General features: G+C 55.1%; 20 protein-coding genes and 2 pseudogenes. 13 read left to right on the top strand and 9 right to left on the bottom strand.

The features are described from left to right. The coding region (locus F1381_RS07305; protein ID WP_151734157.1) for a MerR family transcriptional regulator at window positions 1-835 on the bottom strand (835 nt) is incomplete at its 3' end. A 140-nt stretch (window positions 836-975) separates the two neighbouring features. On the opposite strand from F1381_RS07305, the gene F1381_RS07310 reads away from it, so the two are divergent. From F1381_RS07310 to F1381_RS28565, 4 genes are all read left to right on the top strand, one after another. Next, window positions 976-1,974: an ABC transporter ATP-binding protein gene (locus F1381_RS07310; RefSeq protein ID WP_151734158.1), complete on the top strand. Its 999-nt coding sequence runs from the start codon at window positions 976-978 to the stop codon at window positions 1,972-1,974. Continuing rightward, window positions 1,971-2,762, top strand: a complete 792-nt coding sequence (locus F1381_RS07315; RefSeq protein WP_151734159.1) for an ABC transporter permease — start codon at window positions 1,971-1,973, stop codon at window positions 2,760-2,762. The genes F1381_RS07310 and F1381_RS07315 overlap by 4 nt, the downstream gene beginning before the upstream one ends. A 5-nt stretch (window positions 2,763-2,767) precedes the next feature. After that, complete coding sequence (locus F1381_RS07320) at window positions 2,768-3,559, top strand: ABC transporter permease (protein WP_151734160.1); 792 nt, start codon at window positions 2,768-2,770, stop codon at window positions 3,557-3,559. A gap of 101 nt (window positions 3,560-3,660) precedes the next feature. Beyond that, window positions 3,661-3,765: a YjcZ family sporulation protein gene (locus F1381_RS28565; protein ID WP_222850424.1), complete on the top strand. Its 105-nt coding sequence runs from the start codon at window positions 3,661-3,663 to the stop codon at window positions 3,763-3,765. A 94-nt stretch (window positions 3,766-3,859) separates the two neighbouring features. Here F1381_RS28565 and F1381_RS07325 read toward each other — a convergent pair whose 3' ends face one another. Beyond that, window positions 3,860-4,591: a GH12 family glycosyl hydrolase domain-containing protein gene (locus F1381_RS07325; RefSeq protein ID WP_151734161.1), complete on the bottom strand. Its 732-nt coding sequence runs from the start codon at window positions 4,589-4,591 to the stop codon at window positions 3,860-3,862. 307 nt (window positions 4,592-4,898) lie between these two features. On the opposite strand from F1381_RS07325, the gene F1381_RS07330 reads away from it, so the two are divergent. After that, complete coding sequence (locus F1381_RS07330; protein WP_151734162.1) at window positions 4,899-6,179, top strand: cellulase-like family protein; 1,281 nt, start codon at window positions 4,899-4,901, stop codon at window positions 6,177-6,179. A gap of 299 nt (window positions 6,180-6,478) precedes the next feature. On the opposite strand, the gene F1381_RS07335 is transcribed toward F1381_RS07330, so the two are convergent. After that, window positions 6,479-7,627, bottom strand: a complete 1,149-nt coding sequence (locus F1381_RS07335; RefSeq protein ID WP_151734163.1) for a family 8 glycosyl hydrolase — start codon at window positions 7,625-7,627, stop codon at window positions 6,479-6,481. Window positions 7,628-7,846: 219 nt separating this feature from the next. Here F1381_RS07335 and F1381_RS07340 point away from each other — a divergent pair, with 219 nt between their 5' ends. Together F1381_RS07340 and F1381_RS07345 are read left to right on the top strand one after the other, a co-directional pair. Further along, window positions 7,847-8,332 carry a nitroreductase family protein gene (locus F1381_RS07340; RefSeq protein ID WP_151734164.1) on the top strand — a complete coding sequence of 162 codons (486 nt, stop codon included), beginning with the start codon at window positions 7,847-7,849 and terminating at the stop codon, window positions 8,330-8,332. Between the two features lie 125 nt (window positions 8,333-8,457). Next, complete coding sequence (locus F1381_RS07345; RefSeq protein ID WP_151734165.1) at window positions 8,458-9,084, top strand: spore coat protein; 627 nt, start codon at window positions 8,458-8,460, stop codon at window positions 9,082-9,084. A 391-nt stretch (window positions 9,085-9,475) separates the two neighbouring features. Here the strand turns inward: F1381_RS07345 and gluQRS are convergent, their stop codons facing one another. The 4 genes and pseudogenes from gluQRS to F1381_RS28160 all read right to left on the bottom strand — a co-directional run. After that, window positions 9,476-10,474 (bottom strand): tRNA glutamyl-Q(34) synthetase GluQRS, encoded by a 999-nt coding sequence (gene gluQRS / locus F1381_RS07350; protein ID WP_281349884.1) that lies wholly within the window; start codon window positions 10,472-10,474, stop codon window positions 9,476-9,478. A gap of 35 nt (window positions 10,475-10,509) precedes the next feature. Then, entirely contained in the window at window positions 10,510-11,037 is a 528-nt protein-coding gene (locus F1381_RS07355) for a helix-turn-helix transcriptional regulator (protein ID WP_151734166.1), read from the bottom strand. Then, window positions 11,030-11,302: an AraC family ligand binding domain-containing protein gene (locus F1381_RS29245; protein WP_187355231.1), complete on the bottom strand. Its 273-nt coding sequence runs from the start codon at window positions 11,300-11,302 to the stop codon at window positions 11,030-11,032. Before F1381_RS29245 ends, F1381_RS07355 begins: the two co-directional genes overlap by 8 nt. 258 nt (window positions 11,303-11,560) lie before the next feature. Beyond that, window positions 11,561-11,934, bottom strand: a pseudogene (locus F1381_RS28160) (hypothetical protein); the annotation flags it as partial. Window positions 11,935-12,015: 81 nt separating this feature from the next. Here F1381_RS28160 and F1381_RS07370 point away from each other — a divergent pair. Beyond that, window positions 12,016-14,829 (top strand): glycoside hydrolase family 2 TIM barrel-domain containing protein, encoded by a 2,814-nt coding sequence (locus F1381_RS07370; protein WP_151734168.1) that lies wholly within the window; start codon window positions 12,016-12,018, stop codon window positions 14,827-14,829. A gap of 152 nt (window positions 14,830-14,981) precedes the next feature. Here the strand turns inward: F1381_RS07370 and F1381_RS07375 are convergent, their stop codons facing one another. Continuing rightward, the gene (locus tag F1381_RS07375) at window positions 14,982-15,575 is read right to left on the bottom strand and encodes a D-glycero-alpha-D-manno-heptose-1,7-bisphosphate 7-phosphatase (protein ID WP_151734169.1); all 594 of its coding nucleotides are present in this window, start codon (window positions 15,573-15,575) and stop codon (window positions 14,982-14,984) included. Between the two features lie 37 nt (window positions 15,576-15,612). Beyond that, the gene (locus F1381_RS07380) at window positions 15,613-15,930 is read right to left on the bottom strand and encodes a hypothetical protein (RefSeq protein ID WP_151734170.1); all 318 of its coding nucleotides are present in this window, start codon (window positions 15,928-15,930) and stop codon (window positions 15,613-15,615) included. A 286-nt stretch (window positions 15,931-16,216) separates the two neighbouring features. On the opposite strand from F1381_RS07380, the gene ku reads away from it, so the two are divergent. The 5 genes and pseudogenes from ku to F1381_RS07405 all read left to right on the top strand — a co-directional run bounded on the left by ku (window position 16,217) and on the right by F1381_RS07405 (window position 19,694). After that, the gene (gene ku, locus F1381_RS07385) at window positions 16,217-17,083 is read left to right on the top strand and encodes a non-homologous end joining protein Ku (RefSeq protein ID WP_151734171.1); all 867 of its coding nucleotides are present in this window, start codon (window positions 16,217-16,219) and stop codon (window positions 17,081-17,083) included. A 3-nt stretch (window positions 17,084-17,086) separates the two neighbouring features. Continuing rightward, window positions 17,087-17,995, top strand: a complete 909-nt coding sequence (locus F1381_RS07390; protein WP_151734172.1) for an ATP-dependent DNA ligase — start codon at window positions 17,087-17,089, stop codon at window positions 17,993-17,995. Next, window positions 17,992-18,895 (top strand): annotated as a pseudogene (locus F1381_RS07395) (DNA polymerase domain-containing protein). The gene F1381_RS07390 and the pseudogene F1381_RS07395 overlap by 4 nt, the downstream one beginning before the upstream one ends. Window positions 18,896-18,934: 39 nt before the next feature. Next, entirely contained in the window at window positions 18,935-19,165 is a 231-nt protein-coding gene (locus F1381_RS07400; RefSeq protein ID WP_151734173.1) for a DUF2188 domain-containing protein, read from the top strand. 151 nt (window positions 19,166-19,316) lie between these two features. Beyond that, the gene (locus F1381_RS07405) at window positions 19,317-19,694 is read left to right on the top strand and encodes a VOC family protein (protein ID WP_151734174.1); all 378 of its coding nucleotides are present in this window, start codon (window positions 19,317-19,319) and stop codon (window positions 19,692-19,694) included. Window positions 19,695-19,842 lie beyond the last annotated feature (148 nt).

Genomic DNA, 19,842 nt, shown 5'->3' on the forward strand with positions numbered 1-19,842 from the left:
CAAACCGGGCGAGACTGCGCCGGATTGCCGCGATGCTGTAATGGTTCTGCCGCAGCATGTAAATAAGGCGCAATCTGGCGATTTCGTCGTCGCCATAGACACGCCGGTGTCCGGAACCGGCCCGCGGGACAGTGATCAGCCCGTTCCGTTCCCAGTTGCGGACGACCTCGGCCGTCACGCCCAGCATTGAGGCGGCTTCTTTGCGGTTAAACCGCTGTCCGCTCTGCGGAAGCTCCCGGCGTTCGGTCCATTGCTTCAGCAGGGACGCGGTCTCCAGGGCGGCGGCATATTCCTGTTCTACTGTCCGCAGATGGGCTTCGGCGCAGCCGCTGGCTTTGGGCAGATTTCGTTCCTTCAGGGCTTGAAGCACGGTGAGCGACGAATTCCGCAGCCGCTTTCCGGCATAGGGTTCTTTAAAAATCAGGCGGCATATCCTTAGCTGCAAAAGATGCAGCGGCGTAAACTGCCGGTAACCGTTCTGCGCCCGTTCCACGGGGGAGATGAGGCCGACCTTCTCATAAAAGCGGACCGTATTGGGCGGCACCTCCGCGATTTTGGAAAGTTCACCGGTCGTATACCGCTCTGCTTCATTAACCTTGGGCTCCCATTTGATCTGCGGAGGTACATATTTCAGCACATCCCCGATCCCGCATCCGAGTACGGCACATACCCGGGCAAGAACGTTAAGATCCGGCCGTGTAACTTTGCCTGCGATATACTGCTTCAGCTGCTGCTGCTGGAAATGCGCCGCTTGCGCAAGACGCCGGCTGTCGAAGCCCCGGCTCCGCATGATTCCCTCCAGGGTAATCTCGAAATAACCCCATTTTCCGTCCAATGCCGTCCCTCCTGAAACTGATCATATTGTCCCAGTAAAGCATATCCGGCAGTATCTATCAATGCGCAACCCTCCCATTGCCCACCACTATAAGTTATCGTGCTAATCTTCTTGTGATCTCACATGAAAGGAGGAGCGGCATGAGTGTACATATTGCTGCAGATGGTTTGACCAAAACTTACCGCGTCCCGGTTAGGGAAGCGGGTCTGGGCGCTGCTGTGCGGAGCCTGTTCCGGCCCCGGTTTGATGAAGTGCAGGCGGTGAGGGATGTCAGCTTTCAGATTGAACGGGGGGAGATGGTCGGATTTATCGGCCCAAACGGTGCGGGGAAGACGACCACACTGAAAATGCTGTCCGGTCTGTTGTATCCGACATCAGGCAGCGTGGATGCAGCCGGGCATACTCCCTGGAAACGCAAAACGCAATATTTAAGCAAGATCAGCATGCTTATGGGCAACCGCAGCCAGCTGCAATGGAACAACACGGTTTATGATACCCTGTACATTTTCAAAGAAATTTACGGTGTGCCTTCGGATGTATTCAAGCGGCATCTGGCGGAATTGTGCGACCTGCTGGATCTTGCCAAATTGCTGCCGAAACGGTCGCGGAATCTGTCGCTCGGCGAACGCTCCAAATGCGAATTCGCTTTGGCATTGCTGCACCAGCCGGAAATACTCTATCTCGACGAGCCGACGCTGGGGATGGATGTAACAATGCAGCTCAGACTGCGCGAATATATCCGGGAATATAACCGCCGTTTCGGCGCTACGGTCATTTTAACCAGTCATTACATGTCAGACGTTACTTCACTTTGCGGACGGGTTCTGCTGATCAACGGGGGAGAGCTGGTATACGACGGGAAGCTGGCCAAGCTGCAGGAAATGATTACGCCGTTCAAAATCGTAAAGCTGACGCTGGACCAGGCAGAGCTGACGCAGGAAGAGCTGGTCTCGCAGGGAATTGAGGCGGAGCTGACGGAACGCAAAGACAATGAATATATGCTGCGCGTCAAGAAACAGGATGCGGTAACCGCCAGCGGGCTGCTGATGAGCCTGTACAATATCGTTGACTTCAGCATTGCCGACCCGCCTATGGAAGCGGTTATCGATAAGATTTACACAGAGGGGGGACTCGGATGAATCTGCGCGGAGGGCTGGCCCTGATCCGTGGTCAATTGTTCGGTTATCTGTCCGAAAAAGGTTTCTTCTGGACGCTCGCGCTGGGCTGGATGACGGCGCCGGTCATCTATCTCCTGGTATGGCAGGCAGCGGCTGCGGGGGGCGTCATCGGGGGCTATGACCGGAACGATTTTATTCTGTACTATCTGTGTCTGATCGTGGTAAACCAGGCCACTTACCCGACGACGCACTGGACGACGGCCGAACATATCCATAACGGAACGATCTCCGCAGAGCTGCTGCGGCCGGTACCTCTCATCTATAATGCGCTGGGAACCGAATTTGCTGTCAAAATCGTCTGCCTGCCATTCGTAACTGCGGTTGTGACGCTGTTCGGCTTTGGTTTTCAAGTAAAGCTGACCATCGCAGCGGACTCACTGGGGCTTGCCGCCGCCGCACTGCTGCTGGCGATGCTGCTCCGCTTCCTTCTGGCGTATGCCATCTCACTGCTGGCTTTCTGGACCCAGCAATCGAATGCCTTGCTGCAGGTCAATGACACGCTGGTGTTTCTGCTGGCCGGGCAAGTGGCTCCGCTGGCCTTGTTCCCCCCCGGACTGCAGAAGCTCGCTATGCAGCTGCCCTACCGTTATATGGCTTCTTTTCCGGTTGAAGCAGTGCTCGGCAAGCTGTCCATGGCTGAAATCCGCAGCGGCTTCGCGGTCATGGCGGGCTGGATTCTGCTCCTCGCCATATTGACGTATGTGTTGACGAACAAGGGTACCCGGAAATATTCGGCAACGGGAGGGTGAGCAACATGAGATATTTACGTTTACTCGGTACTTTTATCCGGGCGGCGATCCAGAACGAATCGGCTTACCGGCTGAATGCAGTCATGAGGCTCTTAAGCACCGGATTATCGCTGGCCGGAGGGATCGGGGGCATTGCCGTACTCTTTCAGGCAACCGACAATTTGAACGGATGGAGCAAAGCGGAGACGCTTGCCGTCCTGGGTGTCTATATGCTGGTCTTGGCGGTCAACGGGCTTGTAATCAGTCCGAGTCTGCACAAGCTGGGCGGAATGGGCGGCGAGATTGAGACAGGCAACTTTGATTATACTTTGTTGAAGCCGTTGTCCAAGCAATACTACATCAGTGTGCGCGAGTGGTCCGTATGGCCGCTGCTGGATATTGCCGTTAGCTTGGGTGTGATAGGGTTTGCCGTAAGCCAAATGGAAGCATCGCTGACTGCTGCTGTGCTGGGGATGTTTCTGGTGTCGCTGGTTATCGCGCTGGGCCTGTTATATTCGCTGATGCTGCTGCTGAGCTCGGTCGCTTTTTGGTACAGGGGGACTTATGTACTTTGGATTATGGGGGATGTGCTGCAGACGGGCAAATATCCGGTCAGCATCTATCCCAGGCCGGTTAAGCTGGTGCTCACCTGGGTGTTTCCGGTCGGGTTTATCGTGTCCACTCCGGCGGAAGTGCTGATGCAAAGAGCCGAGCCTGTAACGCTTGCGGCCGGTTTTTTGCTGATGCTGGTTCTGTTTGCGGCTGCGTCCCTATTGTTCAACCGGAGTCTGCGCAAGTATGCGGGGGCATCGAGCTGACCCGTCTGGCTGAACGCTGAAGGAACTGCCGGATAACCCAGTCTCAGTCATCATTTGCCGCATAAGTTAAGCTGTACTCAATTACAAGGGAGGGCGAGCACATGGGCAACGAAAATGGAGCAGGCTACGGCGGCTGGACATCGGCAACAGCGATTCTTGTACTGTTCATCCTGCTGGTAATCATCTCTAAGGCATTCGTCATCTAAAAAGGTTTGGCCGGTGCGTTACGTCAGGCCTGTGCTGAACCAGTGTCAAAGAACCGCCAGCCCGTGCTGGCGGTTCTTTGCATCGTCCGGGAGATTACTTGGTATAGCTTACCGAATAGCTGTTGGTCTGGAAATCCAGGCCGGCAGGAGAGGAGGTAATCTCATAGCCGAATTGCACCCGGTTCAGAACCTCGTCGCCGAACCAGCCTTTGCCTTTAATCCAGTTCATAATGGCCAGAATATCGACCGTCCCCGAGCTTGTATTGCTGGTTCTGACAAAAGAGAAGACGGCATTCGATCCATTGCTGCCCTTATAGACATTCCAGGTGTGTCCGCCTACGGATACATTGGTGAAGGAGGGAACCGGGTTCCCGGCAGCATTCCAGTTTGCAGAGATCGGCTTTACGCCGCCCGCATAGTTCATCCATAGCATAATTTCATAAGCGTCATTGCTGCCGGCCCAAATATCGTAAGCGGAGACAAAGGCGGCGCCGCTGCTGGGAACGCTTACATTAAAGCTGCTGCTTGCCGATTTCAGCGCGCTCATCTTCGTATTGACTTCCCGGCTACTGTTCGGATAAGCTTTGATTCCGCCTGTAGCCGGATGCTGGGCCCATACGCCCCAGTTGCCATAGGAATTGGCCCAGATGGACTGGTAACCCGCGCCGCTTCCCCAGATATTGTTATAAACGGTATATCCGCCGTTCGACCAGCTGCCATATTGCGCCGTGGAAGACCAGGTCGCTGCGAAGGCTACGCCAAACGTTGAAAAGATGCCCACCAATGCTACCAAAACCACACTTAGAAACTTGGACTTTTTCTTCATACATATCCTCCTTAAGATTTTGAAATCAAGCCTGAGAGCTTTGCAGAATCCGCAGCGGGCTTCACCTTCCTTTACCGGTTAGTAAATGACCATAATATGGTAACGCTTACTTAGTATAAAATCTTCAAGTTTCATGCGTAAACCCCCATAATTCTACTAATTTTCCTATAAAAATTACATATTTTCACATGCCATTACGAACATAATCCATTAAAATCCGTTCATTGTGAATTGCCCTGAGGTCAGATGTTCCATTACACTCATACTAATGTAAGCCATTTCACAGAAACAGGAAGTAGGGACAGACATGACAAATAAATTCAGCAGACTCCCGCAGAAATTAACGATCACGATGTGGGATTTCTCCTGGTATACGATGACGCTGCCGGGTGAGCCTTACCATGAGCTCGAAGCGCGTTTCAAGGAGGCAGTGGAACGCGGATATAATACAATCCGCATTTGTGCGATGCCTTTCCTGCTGTTCACGGCGGAGGGCAAGCGTCCGGGTCCGCTGCAGTTCGGCAGCCTGGGGGCCGTCGGTCAGCGTACGCGCTGGTATAACTGCCGCGGGGGTGCCGTGCTTGACGGGCATGCGCATCTGCTGGAGCTGTTCAAGCAGGCCAAGGCGCATGGCTGCTATATTATGCTATCATCGTGGGAATATCAGCAGAGTCCGAGCTTCCTGGCACATCCCGCGCTGCGGGACGAGCTGGCCGCCATCCCGCCCGAAGACCGCTGTATGGCTATTGCCCGCTCGATGGACCAGTTGATTCGCTATGTGAAGGATGCCGGTTACGGTGATCAGATCGTATATGCAGAACTGCACAATGAGGTGGAGTTCGGCCAGCTGACCGCAGTCGGAACGGCCCAGGGGATTTCACAGGCTGATGTTCCCGGACTGGTGCATGCAGTGCGGCCTTATGTCGGGGAAGCCGTCGACTTTCTGCGGGCTGCCCATCCCGATATTCTGATCACCGCCAGCTATACGCTGAATGAGGCTTATCCGAAGGCTTATCTTCCGGATAATCTGGAGGTGGCCCATTTTCATCTTTATATCAAAGGGGTGCTCAATGAACTGACCGCAGCCGCCGGATTGGAGGATGACTCGGAGTTTCCGAATGAATTCGTGCGGAAGATGCTCCGGGACGACGCGCCCCCGTTCAGCGAGTGGCAGCTGCCGCCCGGTCAGGAATGGCGGATGGAGGGCAACCCTGTCGGACTGCGCCTGATTTATCTGCACGACTGGGCGGACCCGGTGAAGTGGGATCTCTTTCTCTACGACAAATACGGGCAGCACAAAATCGCCATGCTGGAAAAAGCCGACACGCGCCTGGAAGAAGCGCATGAATGGGCGGCACGGCACGGCATTCCGGTAGTTATCGGAGAGGGGTACGTGGGTTACACGCCGCTGCTCGCGGGCTTCGAGGAAGGGCCGGTCGGCAAATTCATTGCCGAATACGCCCTGCTGAAGGGAATGTCGCTGGGCTTCTGGGGATTGACGCTCTGCTCCAACTGTGCGCCGCATCATCCGTTCTGGGACGATATTGCCTGGCAGAAGAAATGGAACAAGGTGATTCTGGAAAGCTAGTGGGTGCTGGGATGTAAATAATAATCGGGTAGGCGCCTCACCCGGAGCAGGTCGGCAATGAAATAAAGTGATTTTCTGCCTCTAATTCAGTGTCGTTCAGCCGAATCGGCTTTTTATGTGAAATTAGAGGAAGTTTTTATCTTTAATTATGTAAGTCAGGTATTCAAGAAGAATTAGAGATGGTTTTGAAACACCCATAAGTTTGCGGAGCGTCCACCTCAGCTTAACCATGAAGGCCGGCAGAAACGAAGCTGCCCCCCGGCAGCCATTCTATGGCGTGGAGACAGCTTCGTTTTGGTTTATTCGTAGATCCGGTAGTTGCCGCTAAGTGCCAGCATGCTGAAAAAATACAGGCAGTTGTCATAATAACGGCGTTCGCCGCGGCGCAGCGGCGTATCCCAGAACAGCCGGACGAATGGAGCAGCATCGGGACCGTCGGCGGCCAGTGAAGCCATGGCGAGGGTAGCAAGCAGACCGACGGGATGCAGCGCAGGTTCGTCCATAGGCTGACCGTCGATGGTGTAGCGCCGGTATTCTGCCGGGTCTATGTCCCGGAAGAAACGCTGGATCCGGTTCGACTGCACTACCTGCCACGGATCCTGCCTGAACCATTCCCAGTCCAGCGCAACATTTGCGGCGACCCGGTAGGAATCGCTATAGAAATGGCGGAAGTCGCCGTGGGCCTGGACAGGGGCGGGGGTGCCGTCATAGTTGGCGTATTCCGGGGACAGGCCGGTCAGCGGGTGGCAGGCCAGCTGCAGATAAGCGCGGCTGGCTGCCGCCGCTTCATGCCAGAATCCCCGATCCGTTTCATCCGCCCAGAGGGCGAACAGATCATAGAAATGCGGCAGGTGATAGGAAGGATCGCTGAACGGCGCTTCCGGAACGAACTTAATCAGCTTAGTAGACACATCCCACATGGGATTGCCGGGGCCTTGCTCCCCTTGATGCAGGCATGCCCGAAGTATAGCTTTTGCCTGCTCTGAGTAGTTGTATGGTGCGCTGCCGTCTCCCCAGCGGTTCGCTGCAAAAAACAGCGCCAGCGCGAAAAATTCCTCTCCATCCGGGGCCGGTCCGGAGGATAGACGGGTGCCGTCCGTACGGCAGTGCCAGGCGAAGTAATCCTTGTACCGGCCCTCTTGATGCTGCATATACGTCTTGGCGAAATTCCACAGCCGGTCAAATTCATCCTTTCGGTCCATCTGAACGGCCATCATCATCCCGTAAGACATACCCTCAGTACGAACATCCTGATTGCCGGTATCCAGAATGTAGGCCTTATCCTCTCCGGCAGGGTAGTAGATGCGCACATCCGGCTCTCCGTAGAACAATTCGCTCCACGTCTGCTCAAGCCTCGCCGCAAGGGTCTCTTCGCTGTATCCCGCTTCTGCAAACACGTTCCGGTATAAATGGGTAAAATAAGCGCCGCTTTGCTGATTCTTTGTCATGTGAACCTCCTGATCGTAGGGTGTGAGCCGAGTATAACATGCGTTCAGGTAAGCGGATTAAAGCATCAGCCGGGATTAATATAGCGTTTACATTTTAGACGCCAGCTTGACATCAGCCATTGAAAATGAATACAATCTTATACAAATCTATATCCGTATACGATTGTATACAACTAATATGCCGGTAAGATAATCTCATAAATAAGGAAGGTGCACTCTATGTCCATCATTAATGTGATCCGCAGCCGCCGCAACATAAAAGCCTTCAAGCCGGATGAGGTAGCGGAGTCCGACTTGTTGTCCTGGCTGGAAGCCGCAAGCTATGCTCCCAACCACCGGCTGACCGAGCCGTGGGAGATGAAGCTCCTCGGACCGGATACCCGGGCCCGGTTAAACCACAAGACCGACTTCGGACATGCTCCCGTCGTACTTGCGGTGTTGTCCAAGCAAGGTTCCAGCGCCATCGAACGCGACGAGAATGTAATGGCTTCGGCCTGCTTTGTACAGAACTTCCTGCTGGCTGCCCACGAAGAGGGCGTAGGCGCATACTGGGCTTCACTTGGAGCGCTGCCCCAGAACCGGGAAATCCTCAGCGTCCCGGAGGATTATGACGTAATCGGCGTCTTCGGCATCGGTTATCCGGAGGATGTGCCGGCAGTGAAGCCGCGTACACCTATTGTCTCCAAGCTCACGCGTTTGCCATAGCGTATAGCTGCAGCCGGTCTGCGTCTTTTATCTGCGGCTCCAATCGTTGCGGTATATTTAGCGGCCTCTCTCCGCAGGATAAGAGGGATAAAGCCAACATTAACCGTTAAAGGAGCCTAATAACGATGAAACTTGCCGCACACGAGCTGAACGATCTGAATGAATTGACAATGAGCTGTGTGAATTCAATTACCAGTATGGCTTATATGCTTGACCATGTCGCCGATCCGGCACTTAAGAGCCTGGTAGAGAAACATTTTCCCTTTCATGTCCGCGACTATAATATGAAGGTTGAATTTCTCAACCAGCAGGAAGGGGCCAGAAGGGAGCTTCCGCTCCTCAGAGAGGACCGGGCGCTGCAGGATCTGACAAGCTCGAACCTGCTGCAGTATCCGCCCGCGCAGCCTAGAATCTCTGTCGACAATTTCAATGACCGTGAAATGGCAACCTCTTATTTGCTGACCCTGAAACGGGCCGGCCGGGAATATGCCTGGACAGCGATGGAAATGGCCAATCCGGAAATCCGTTCCTTCTGCCAGACCGCTTTTATGATGAGCTGCTCGCATGCTTACGATGTTTGGCAGTACATGGTTCAGAAAGGGTATTATGCACTTGAGCCGGCTGATCCGGCGATGATTCAAAAGGTCGGCGCAATGTATCAGGTCGTACCGGAAGATCAAGAGCGGATTCAGCAATATGTCAGCCAGTATGACAATCCTGTTGCCGGCAACAGCAGCCAGTTGTATCAATAATCCTTGATGAATCCGCAATAAATAGTCTGTCCCGTCAGCCGCAAAGCCGGCTGCCCTGGGGCAGACTATTTGTTTAACAAGGAACTGCCTGCCCTTGCAATTTGAGATTTCCGGAAAATAGCTTGTAGGCGGACGCAATCGCTCCTCCAGATACAAACTACCCCTTCGAATTCCTTTTGTTCAACTAAAATAGTTGGAAAATCTCTACCTATTTTCACCTGTTTGGAGCTTAGCGTAGATCTAGTTGGATAGTCGCCACCTAATATAGACGAAAATTAATATTTAGCCATTACCGTCCAAATTAAGATGCGATAGTCCAATTAGATGTTTCGAATCCGCAAAAACGGCTAAATTAGTGTGCCAAAATCCACCTATATCGTGGCCGTTAACATTAGCCAAGCGAAGGATGAAGCCTGACTAGCATCTCCGCCGTAACAACGATGTTCTCTTTATGTATGGCAGAGAGGTCAAATAAGGGAACGAGCTCCGCCGGCGGCAAAGGTGCGGGTTCGGGAAGCAGGCCGGCGATCCAGGCCAGCCAGCCTGTGATGTCTTGCGGCGCAGCGCCGGCTGCCCTGAGCTCGGCCAGCGTAATTCCGCCGTGCCGCTTGGCCAGACGGCGTCCGTCCGGGCCCATCATCAGCGGAACATGGGCAAAGCCGGGAGCCTTGTAGCCCAAGGCTTCATAGAGCAGAAGCTGCCGCGGCGTCGAATCGAGCAGATCGGCTCCGCGCAGCACATGGGTAATACCCATCAGAGCGTCGTCCACGACGACGGCCAGCTGATAGGAGTATATCCCGTCAGCCCGCCGGACGATGAAGTCGCCGCCGTCTGCGGCGTTCACTGTACGCTCGCCGGCGACCCCGTCCGTGAAGCGGATTTCCCGGTACGGCACGGCAAAGCGCAGCGAAGGGAGCTTGCGGCTGGCGCGCTCCGCCGCTTCTTCCGCCGGCAGATTCCGGCAGGTCCCCGGGTAGACGGGGCCTTCCGAAGCCAGGCCGTGCGGCGCGGCGGCGGCGGCCAGAATGTCATGGCGGCTGCAATAGCAGGGATAGAGCAGGCCGTCCGCAGACAAGCGGTCCAGCGCCTGCCGGTAAAGCTCCAGCCGCTCGCTCTGCACATAGGGACCGGATGCGCCGCCGGCAGCGGGGCCTTCATCCCAGTCCAGCCCCAGCCAGTGAAGATCGCGCACTGCGGCCTCAGCGAACTCGGGCCGGCAGCGGGCGGTATCGATATCTTCAATGCGCAGCACAAGACTGCCCTGCAGCTTGCGGATCTGCAGCCAGGCGAGCAGGGCGGCGAGCGCATTGCCGATGTGCATCAGGCCGGACGGGGAGGGGGCGAAGCGGCCGCGCGCTTTTTTCTTATGAGGGTCGGGTAAGGAATTCAAGGCTAAGCCTCCATTTCATAAAGCTGGTGCTTACATCAGCGGATGCTTGACTTATATTGTCCAGGCGTCATGCCTTTGGCCTTTCGGAACATCTGGCTGAAATAGGAAGGGGAAAGACCGCCCGGCTCTGCGGCAATCTCCTTAACGGTAAAGCCGGTGTCCGCCAGCAGTCTGCAGGCTTCCCTGACCCGGCGCCGGACCAGATATTCCGTAAGCGTCATCCCGGCACCGTCTTTGTAAATCCGGGAAATATGATACGGCGACAGATGAAGATGCTCCGCCAGCCTTTCCAGCCGGAACGGTTCTTTATAATGCTCATCCAGCCATTCGGTAATCCGCTCTATGTGGGTAACTGTCCGTGAAGCGGATGACAGGCCCGGAACTATGGCGTCCTTTGCCTGCTCCTCAATGAACAGGACCAGGCGCAGCATCAGCAGGGCGAGCTTCTCTTCCTCGACGGGATCCGCACCGGCCGCCGCCTGCTGCAGCTCTTCCAGCAATCCGGACATCGCCGCATGCTCCAGGGAATAGAAGACTTGCCTGGCTACCATTCCTTTACGCATGTTGCGGAAAAAACGCTGCAGGATGGGAAAGACCCCCAAATGACGCTCCAAAAAGCCGGGATCGAAGGTGCAGGTTGGTCCGGATATAGGTGCGGCTCGGAGCAGATGGCACCGTAACCCGGTGCAGCTGGTAGGGCTGAAACCACACAAGCGTATGATCCCGGATCGGATAGGTCAGATTCTCCACCATGATCTCGCCCTGGCCTTTATAAATATATAAAATTTCAATGCCGCGATGGGCATGATGTAAGTGCCAATTCTTCATCCTGCTGCTTATGCGAGTACATCCATGAACCGGGTTCAAACGGCATCCCCGCCTGTTTATTCATATCCTGACACGGCTCCCTAAAGATCCAACTTCTATTAAGTATAAAGACTGGCCTGCAAAAATACAAAACATCAACAGGCAGCTCCCCGGAGGAAGCTGCCTGATTGGAAAGTGTGGCGGTACACGCTTCTAGCGCTCGTACCAGTAACCCGGTATTCCCTGCTGTACGCGCAGCAATGCCTCCAGGAAGAAATAATCGCCCCGGACGAGGGAGCGCCGGCTCTTCCCGGCATGCAGCCTGGCGCATTCGGCATACCGGGAATCTCCGGTCTGCTCTGAGCCCAGTAAAGCAGCGGAAGATTCAGCAGGCAGTCAATAATGATCCGTCCGCCATTATCGGGGTCATCTTCCGGTCCCCAGGCCTGGAACAGCTGCAGTTCGGGGGCTTTGCTATATTCATAACTTAGCCACAGCATTCCTGACCAGAAGCCTTCCGTCCAGCTGGTATGGTCCGTCATGATATAGTGGCTGTCGCCACTGCTTACCAGCGGGAACGAATCGCCAAACCGTGTAATATTAAGGCGTACAGTTTTCAAAGCCTGTTGCGGTTTAAAACTAGCAAGGGTCAGCGGGGAATTTGCAAGATTTACATCTGTCCGCGCAAATAGATATAATGGTTCAGAACGATGATAAGAGTAGGAGTGAGCACTGTGCACACAAAGATCAGCCTGGAAGGCGAATGGAAGCTGCTGCTTGACCCGAAAGGGCGGGAGCTGCCGCTGCAGGAGCAGTACGACGATGTCATCACCTTACCGGGAACGACCTCCCATGCCCGCAAAGGCCCAAAGAATGAAGAGAAATTAATTGGCTCGCTGACGGATCACTATCTGTTTGAGGGACATGCCTGGTTCTCCAAGGAAATCGAAATTCCGGAAGTGCTTGCCGGACAGACCTGCTTTCTCTATCTGGAACGGACGAGAATGACGACGGTCTGGCTGAACGGGCAGGAGCTCGGCAGCCGCGACAGCCTCAACACTGCCCATGTCTACGATCTTACCGGCCACTTGCAGGCCGGACGGCAGACAATAACGGTGCGCGTATCCAATGTCGGGTATCCGACCAAGGGCGGTCATCTGACTTCACCGGATACACAAACGAACTGGAACGGAATCACCGGCCGCATGGAGCTGCAATTCGCCGGCGCTTCTTATGTAAGCGGCATCCGGCTCGATGCCGATCTGGCCGCCCGTGCGGTCCGCATCACAGGCACATTGGAAGGCGGCCTTGCGGCAACGCTGTCCGTCTCGGCCAAGAGCTTCAACAGCGAATCGGAGCACGAGGCAGCGGAGCTTGAGTACACCGCAGAGCCGGGTGTATTCCGGATTGAATATGGACTGGGAACGGATGCGCTGCTCTGGAGCGAGTTTGCACCGAACCTCTACCATATCCATATTGCCGTTAAAGACGGGGCGGGTACTGTATCCGACCACCATGAACTGGTCTTCGGCTTGCGCGAGTTCAAAGCGGCCGGTGACAAATTCACCATTAACGGTGAGAAGACCTTTTTGCGCGGCAAGCATGACGGCCTGATCTTCCCGCTGACCGGCTATGCGCCGACCGATGTGGAAGAGTGGGTGCGAATTCTCGGCATTTCCAAGTCGTACGGCTTCAACCATTACCGCTTCCACACATGCTGCCCGCCGGAAGCTGCGTTTACAGCCGCTGATATGCTGGGGATTTATATGGAACCGGAGCTTCCGTTCTGGGGAACGATCACCGAGGAAGGCGACGAGGGGCATAACCAGGCGGAGCAGGATTATCTCGTCAGCGAAGGCTACGCCATGCTGCGGGCGTTCGGCAATCATCCGTCCTTTGTAATGATGTCGCTGGGTAATGAGCTGTGGGGCAGCCGTTCGCGGATTGACGGCATCCTCAAAGCGTACAAGGAGTACGACAACAGACCATTGTATACCCAAGGCTCGAACAACCACCAGTGGGTGCCGGAAATTCTGGAACACGATGACTTCTTCTGCGGTGTACGGTTTACGCGGGACCGGCTGTTCAGAGGCTCCTATGCCATGTGCGATGCGCCGCTTGGACATGTCCAGACCGCTGTGCCGGGTACACTCAAGGATTACGATGACCAGATTGTTCCTCCAGACTTCGGACAGAGCGGAGCAGCGCTTACCGAAACCGGTGGCGAAATCCAGATTCAATACGGCACAGAAGCAAAAACGGTGAACGCCGGTGAGGAGTCGGGGGAATGGATTCCGGATATGCCGGTCATCTCCCACGAAATCGGCCAGTACGCCACCTTCCCAAATTTCGCGGAAATTGAGAAATATACAGGCTCCATCAAAGCCGAGAACTTCGTAATCTTCCGTGAACGGCTGGAAAGCAAGGGCCTCGGGCATCTGGCGGAAGCGTTCTTCACGAACTCCGGACAGCTGGCCGTCGATTGTTATAAAGAAGAACTGGAAGCAGCCTTCCGTTCCCGCAGACTGGCAGGGTTCCAGCTGCTTGATCTTCAGGATTTCAGCGGGCAGGGTACGGCGCTGGTCGGTATTCTCGATGCATTCATGGATTCCAAAGGTCTGATTACCCCTGAAGAATGGCGTACCTTCTGTAATGACGCTGTTCTGCTGGCCAGATTTCCGAAGTACAATTATGCCGCCGGGGAAGATTTCCGTGCACAGGTAGAACTGAGCTGGTTCCGCAGCGGATCGCCGGATGAGCTCAAGCTGGACTGGCAGCTGACAGTGGACGGTATAGTGCTGGCCGAAGGCGGGGAAAGCTCCGCTATTGCAGCAGGCTCCAACTACATCGAAATCGGCGGAATCGAACTGACCCTGCCGGACGTCAAACGTATGACCCAGGCAGCGCTGTCACTGCAGATTGTCGGCACCGATATCCGCAAATCGTATGACCTGTGGATCTATCCGCAGCAGCAAGGCAATGGACTGGATGGTGTTCAGGTATTTGAGACCTTATCGGCGGAAGCCTTGGCCGCTCTTGAGCAGGGGGCCAATGTGCTGCTGATGCCGAAACCGGATTCGCTGCAAAATGCGGTGGAAGGCTTCTATTGCACGGATTTCTGGTGTTATCCGATGTTCCGATCCATCTCCGAGAGCATGAACCGTCCGGTACCTGTAGGTACCATGGGGCTCCTGATTGACAACAGCCACCCGGCGCTGCGCGATTTCCTGTCGGCGATCCATTCCACGTATCCGTGGTGGAACATTGTCGAGAATTCAAAGTCGCTGATTCTGGACGGCACAGCCAAGGAGCTTAGCCCGATCGTTCAGACCATCGACAACTTCGAACGCAACCACAAGCTCGGCTTCCTGTTTGAATGCCGCGTCGGCAACGGCAACCTGCTGGTCTGTCCGCTGGATGCGGACAGAGTGAGCGGGACGGTAGAAGGCCGACAATTTCTGTCCAGCCTCGGCAGCTATATGAAATCTGCCGATTTCAAGCCGCAGGTGGAGGTTACGTCCGAAGAGCTGCAGCAGATCATCCGTTAACGCGGCAATATTTACCCGTAAAAATCATGAATCCTTCATCAACCTGTCCCCGCAGGCTAGTCTTGCGGAGGACCGGTTTTTTGTCTTTTGTGATCACCGGACGATTCCCGCTGTGTTCCGCCTGCAGAGCGGTGAGTATTCGGACATGCAAGTCATGAATGTTCCGTTTGTGCAGCCGGTTCCCCGGACGCGAGCCGGCGGATGATCAGCACCGCAGCTTCCAGCAGCGAGCCTGCGGTCAGCTCCGCAGCCGGCGCCCCGGCAGGCCGGCCCTTGCGGCTGGCGATATGTACCGTCATCGTGCCGGCCGCTTGTCCGGCCCGAATGTCGGAGGCCATATCGCCGACCATATAGCTCTGCGCCAAGTTGATGCCATGCCGCGACGCCAGCTCCAGAAGCATGCCGGGCTGCGGCTTCCGGCAGGGGCAGCCCGCACGAGGCCGGTGAGTGCAGGCTGCAATCTCATCGATATACGCGCCGCTCTCCGCCAGCAGCGCCTCCAGGCGTTCATGCACTGCTGCAAGATCCTCAAGGCTCATGTGTCCCAGGCCGACACCGCCCTGATTCGTTACAATAAACACCTTGTATCCCGCTTCATGCAGTCCGGCTACCGCCTCAGCAGCACCGGGCAACAGATGGACGTCCTCCGGCTGATTGACATAGCAGACCCGTCTGGTTCTGACCTCGGTAAGCACTCCGTCCCGGTCCAGAAAGACCGCCCTCGTTCCCTTTGATCTGCCGCTCATCCGATTTACCTCCTTACAATCCTTTCTACTCTTATACCTATTCCCGTAATTTATATTCCCGCCATGCGTTTTCATAATCTTGGCTTTTTATGAAGTAACGGTCTTCGAAGACATTGCTTTTGTAGATTTTAAGACCAGGCTGAATTCCATCTTCACTGTCAGTTATGTTTCCCGTATCAGCCAGTGTGGTCTCATCCATACTGTCGTAAGTAGTTGTATAATAGTATTTATTTCCATCTATTGTTAACCAAGTCACCGGATCGCTATTGGACATATTATTGCTGCTGACTACTTTGTTATTTGAACATCCAATTAAAAGAAAGCAAACAGATATAATCAAAAGAAGCTTTTTCATTGTATTATGCCTCCGGAAATTTTAATATGCTAGTCGCTAGTCCCATACCAGCAACCCTTACAGCAAATTGGATACATTTAAATATTACCAGTACATTGATGTCACATATATATATAAATCTAATACAGAGTTTAGAGAATTATCGAACTTATAGAAAAAACCCATTTCTCACGCAGTCTTGCCTACATCCCGTATTCCTGCCTTTAGTCGCTGTCCTTGATTGCCTTTCGATAGGTGAGGTTAATAATTGGCATGTCATCTTAGAGAAGGTAAGGAGGTTACCGGTATGCAGACGATCTGGAAAGGCGCCGTCAGCTTTGGTCTCGTCAATGTTCCCGTCAAAATGTACACCGCAACGAAGGACAATGACGTTCCGCTGCGGATGCTGCACCGCGAATACAACGAGCCGATCCATTACAGCCGCACCTGTCCGAAATGCGAGCAGGAGGTGGCCTGGAGTGATATTGTTAAAGGCTACGAATATGAGGAAGGCCATTTCGTCACTTTCGATAAGGAAGAGCTGGAGGAGCTGGCTTCCGAGACCTCACGGGAGATCCGGATCCTTGATTTCGTCGATCTCGCCGACATTGATCCGATTTACTACCAGAAGACCTATTATCTGTCCCCCGAGGAGACTGGGGTTCATGCTTACAGGCTGCTCGTAGAGGCGCTGAAAGCGACTGAGAAAATCGGGATCGCCAACGTGACGATCCGCCAGAAGAGCAGCCTCGCCGCAGTGCGGGTCGTGGACGGTGTTTTATCGCTGGTGACGATGTTCTATGAAGAGGAAATCCGCGACCGCTCACAGATTCCGGGTCTGCCGGACGATGAGAAGGTGGACCGCCGGGAGCTGGACATGGCGAAGACGCTGATCGGTCAGCTGACCGGGGATTTCGAGCCGGAGAAATATAAAGACGAGTACCGCGAACGCCTAATGGAAGCGATCGAGGACAAGATTGAAGGGCGGGAGATCAAGACCGCGCCGGAAGAGAAGGTCGGCAATGTGCTTGACCTGATGGATGCGCTGCAGGCGAGCCTCAAGCAGCTGAATCCCGCCGACCATACGGATAAGGGCGGAGGAGCGCGCAAGGAAGCCAAGGGGCAGGCAGCAAAGAGCCGCAGCAAAGGGCGGTCCAAGCGTACCGGTGCCTAAGCCATGCAGCCGCTGCTGCCCATGTCGCCGATTCTGGTCCCGAAGCTTCCGCAGGGCGGAGAATGGCGCTACCAGCTGAAATGGGACGGCTTCCGGACCATATCGATGGTGCAAGACGGCCGGGCAGCCTTGTGGTCGAAGCAAATGCTGCCCAAAACGGCCGTCTACCCCGAGCTGGCGGAGGCGCTGTCGCGGCTGCCCGGCAGCTTTGTGCTGGACGGGGAAGCCGTTATTCTGGAGCCGACTTCCGGCCGTCCCAGCTTCCAGCTGATGCAGAAGCGCGACAAGCTGCAGGACCCGCAGCAGATTGCGCGGGCAGCCCGGCTGCAGCCGGTGCAGTATGTGCTCTTCGATCTACTCTATGAGGCCGGGCAGGATCTGCGCGGGCTGCCGTTTGCCGAGCGGAACCGCCGCCTGAATGAGCTGGCGCGGGAGTGGGGGCCGCCACTCTATCTGGCGGACACCTTCCAAGACGGCGAGGCCTTGTGGGACTGGGTGCTCCGCAACGGCTGGGAGGGTGTAATCGCCAAGCGCAGCACCAGCACTTACCGGGTAGGCAAGGAGCACGCCGACTGGTTCAAGCGCAAAGCTTCTTTTCATTATGAAGCCCAGATTGTAGCGGTGCTGTATAAAGAAGGGCGACTGTCCAGCCTGGCGATGGCCAGGGACGGGCGCTATTTCGGGCGCATCTCGTCGGGACTGAACGAGACCGCCAAAGCGCAGCTGGCGCAGCTCGACCAGAGCGGTGCCGCCCGGGATTATTTTCCGGCCGGAGCACCGGCAGGCCTGCGGGGCAGAGGCATCCGCTGGCTGAAGCAGCCGCTGGCCGCCCAGGTCACCGGGCGGGAGATCACCGAAGCCGGACTGCTGAGACAGCCGAAGCTTCAGGAGCTGGAGGGGATAAAGTTATGAGCGCGAACGAGCTGGAGGTTGAAGGCAACCGCATCGCCGTTACCCATCCGGACAAGATGCTCTGGCCGGAGCAGGGCATCCGCAAAGCGGATTATCTCGGCAAGCTGATCGCATTGTCGCCGTACCTGCTCCCCTATTGCAGGGACCGGTATTTGACGACCATCCGTTTTCCTGTCGGGGTAGGAGAGAAGCCCTTTTAACCAGAAGAATGCGCCGGAGCCTCTCCCCGGTTTCGTCGACACCGCCGATCATAACACCGTCCGGTATGTCCATCTCAATTCTCTTTCCACACTGCTGTGGCTGGGGAATCTCGATGCGCTGGAATTCCATCCGTCCTTTGAATATATCGGTGGAGAGGAGCCGGCGGAGTGGGTGCTGGATATTGATCCGAGCGAAGGCCGCGAACGTCAGCTAATGGAGGCGGTCTCACTGATCGGCGAGGCGCTGGAGGGCATGGGAATCCATTCCGTGCCGAAAACATCGGGTGCAACAGGGGTGCAGATCATTGTTCCGCTGAAGCCGGGTTACACTTTCCCGCAGCTGCGAAAGCTGGGTTCTTTTACAGGACACTATCTGAGCGGCAAATACCCTAAGCTCTTTACGGTAGAGCGCCGCCTCAAAGACCGGCAAGGCAGGATTTATATCGATTATGTCCAGCATGCGGTAGGCAAAAGCCTGTCCGCTCCGTATACACCGCGCGGACGCCCGGAAGCAACGGTCAGCACTCCGCTGACCTGGGAAGAAGTGCGGCAGGATGCCGACCCTAAGGCATTTCATCTGCTGAATATTGAGGAGCGTCTGCGGGAGCGGGGAGACCTGCTGGCCGCTGCGGCTCCGCAGAACCTGGATGACGTCCTGCAGTTTATCGGCAAACGGTCGGCACATCTGGGTCTGGATTAATGAAATACTTATACTAACGATTAAGGGAGGATATCAACCATGGAAGACAACCGCAAGAACAACGTTCATACGACACCGAATGCAGACGGAGGCTGGGACAATCAGCAGGGCGGCGAGACAATCAGCCATCATGATACCAAAGCAGAAGCTGAAGAACGCGCCAGAGAGGAAGCCAAAAAAGCCGAAACCGAGCTGAAAATCCATAACAAGGACGGCAAAATCTCCGACTCGGTCAGCTACGGAAATGATCCTTATCCGCCGAAGGGCTGATCCGGGTTGCAGGAAACGAAATAAGCATCCATTCCCTGCGGCCGCACACTTGCCGGAATCCCTGTTATTTGTTTATATTAAGGAAGCGCCCAGGCTTGGACAAAGGGTATCGGACCAGGGCTGCTAAGCCTTTTGAACAGGGGGAATCCATATGATCAGGCAAATCGGACAAGTGATGCTGTACATGGAAGATCAGGATCAGGCCGTGCGGTTCTGGCGCGACAAGGTGGGGTTTGTGGTGGTAGAGGAAGTGGACCATGGCGACGGGCTGCGCTGGATTGAGATCGCCCCGCAAGCGGGAGCGCCAACTACATTTGTGTTGCAGAATAAGGCTTGGGTAGCCCGGCATGAACCGGAGCTGAATACGGGAACACCTTCAATTATGCTGTACTCGGACGATGTGGAGGGGTTATACCGCAGCTTTCAGGAAAAAGGCATCACCGTCGGGGAAATGGTGGAGATGGGCGGGGGCAAGGTCTTTAACTTTGCCGATGACGAGAACAACTATTTTGCAGTCATGCAGCATTAAACGTAATGAATTAAATCAAGGCACCTCCATCGCGCATGGAGGTGCCTTTAGGTTTAGAACACTTTTATGGAGCGCTGTCTGCCCGTTTTCATCTGGCTTTCAGGTAGGCTGTTTATAATACAACCATCCTATCAGCTGCAAAGGAGTC

Origin of the sequence: Paenibacillus tengchongensis, from assembly GCF_008973665.1 — a bacterium.
In the GTDB taxonomy this organism is placed as follows: domain Bacteria; phylum Bacillota; class Bacilli; order Paenibacillales; family Paenibacillaceae; genus Paenibacillus_AQ; species Paenibacillus_AQ tengchongensis.

Bases quoted from the DNA above. Each gene is read 5' to 3' on its own strand.
- F1381_RS07310 (WP_151734158.1), top strand. From the start codon at position 976: ATGAGTGTACATATTGCTGCAGATGGTTTGACCAAAACTTACCGCGTC.
- F1381_RS07315 (WP_151734159.1), top strand. From the start codon at position 1,971: ATGAATCTGCGCGGAGGGCTGGCCCTGATCCGTGGTCAATTGTTCGGT.
- F1381_RS07320 (WP_151734160.1), top strand. From the start codon at position 2,768: ATGAGATATTTACGTTTACTCGGTACTTTTATCCGGGCGGCGATCCAG.
- F1381_RS28565 (WP_222850424.1), top strand. From the start codon at position 3,661: ATGGGCAACGAAAATGGAGCAGGCTACGGCGGCTGGACATCGGCAACA.
- F1381_RS07325 (WP_151734161.1), bottom strand. From the start codon at position 4,591: ATGAAGAAAAAGTCCAAGTTTCTAAGTGTGGTTTTGGTAGCATTGGTG.
- F1381_RS07330 (WP_151734162.1), top strand. From the start codon at position 4,899: ATGACAAATAAATTCAGCAGACTCCCGCAGAAATTAACGATCACGATG.
- F1381_RS07335 (WP_151734163.1), bottom strand. From the start codon at position 7,627: ATGACAAAGAATCAGCAAAGCGGCGCTTATTTTACCCATTTATACCGG.
- F1381_RS07340 (WP_151734164.1), top strand. From the start codon at position 7,847: ATGTCCATCATTAATGTGATCCGCAGCCGCCGCAACATAAAAGCCTTC.
- F1381_RS07345 (WP_151734165.1), top strand. From the start codon at position 8,458: ATGAAACTTGCCGCACACGAGCTGAACGATCTGAATGAATTGACAATG.
- F1381_RS07355 (WP_151734166.1), bottom strand. From the start codon at position 11,037: ATGCGTAAAGGAATGGTAGCCAGGCAAGTCTTCTATTCCCTGGAGCAT.
- F1381_RS29245 (WP_187355231.1), bottom strand. From the start codon at position 11,302: ATGAAGAATTGGCACTTACATCATGCCCATCGCGGCATTGAAATTTTA.
- F1381_RS07375 (WP_151734169.1), bottom strand. From the start codon at position 15,575: ATGAGCGGCAGATCAAAGGGAACGAGGGCGGTCTTTCTGGACCGGGAC.
- F1381_RS07380 (WP_151734170.1), bottom strand. From the start codon at position 15,930: ATGAAAAAGCTTCTTTTGATTATATCTGTTTGCTTTCTTTTAATTGGA.
- ku (WP_151734171.1), top strand. From the start codon at position 16,217: ATGCAGACGATCTGGAAAGGCGCCGTCAGCTTTGGTCTCGTCAATGTT.
- F1381_RS07390 (WP_151734172.1), top strand. From the start codon at position 17,087: ATGCAGCCGCTGCTGCCCATGTCGCCGATTCTGGTCCCGAAGCTTCCG.
- F1381_RS07400 (WP_151734173.1), top strand. From the start codon at position 18,935: ATGGAAGACAACCGCAAGAACAACGTTCATACGACACCGAATGCAGAC.
- F1381_RS07405 (WP_151734174.1), top strand. From the start codon at position 19,317: ATGATCAGGCAAATCGGACAAGTGATGCTGTACATGGAAGATCAGGAT.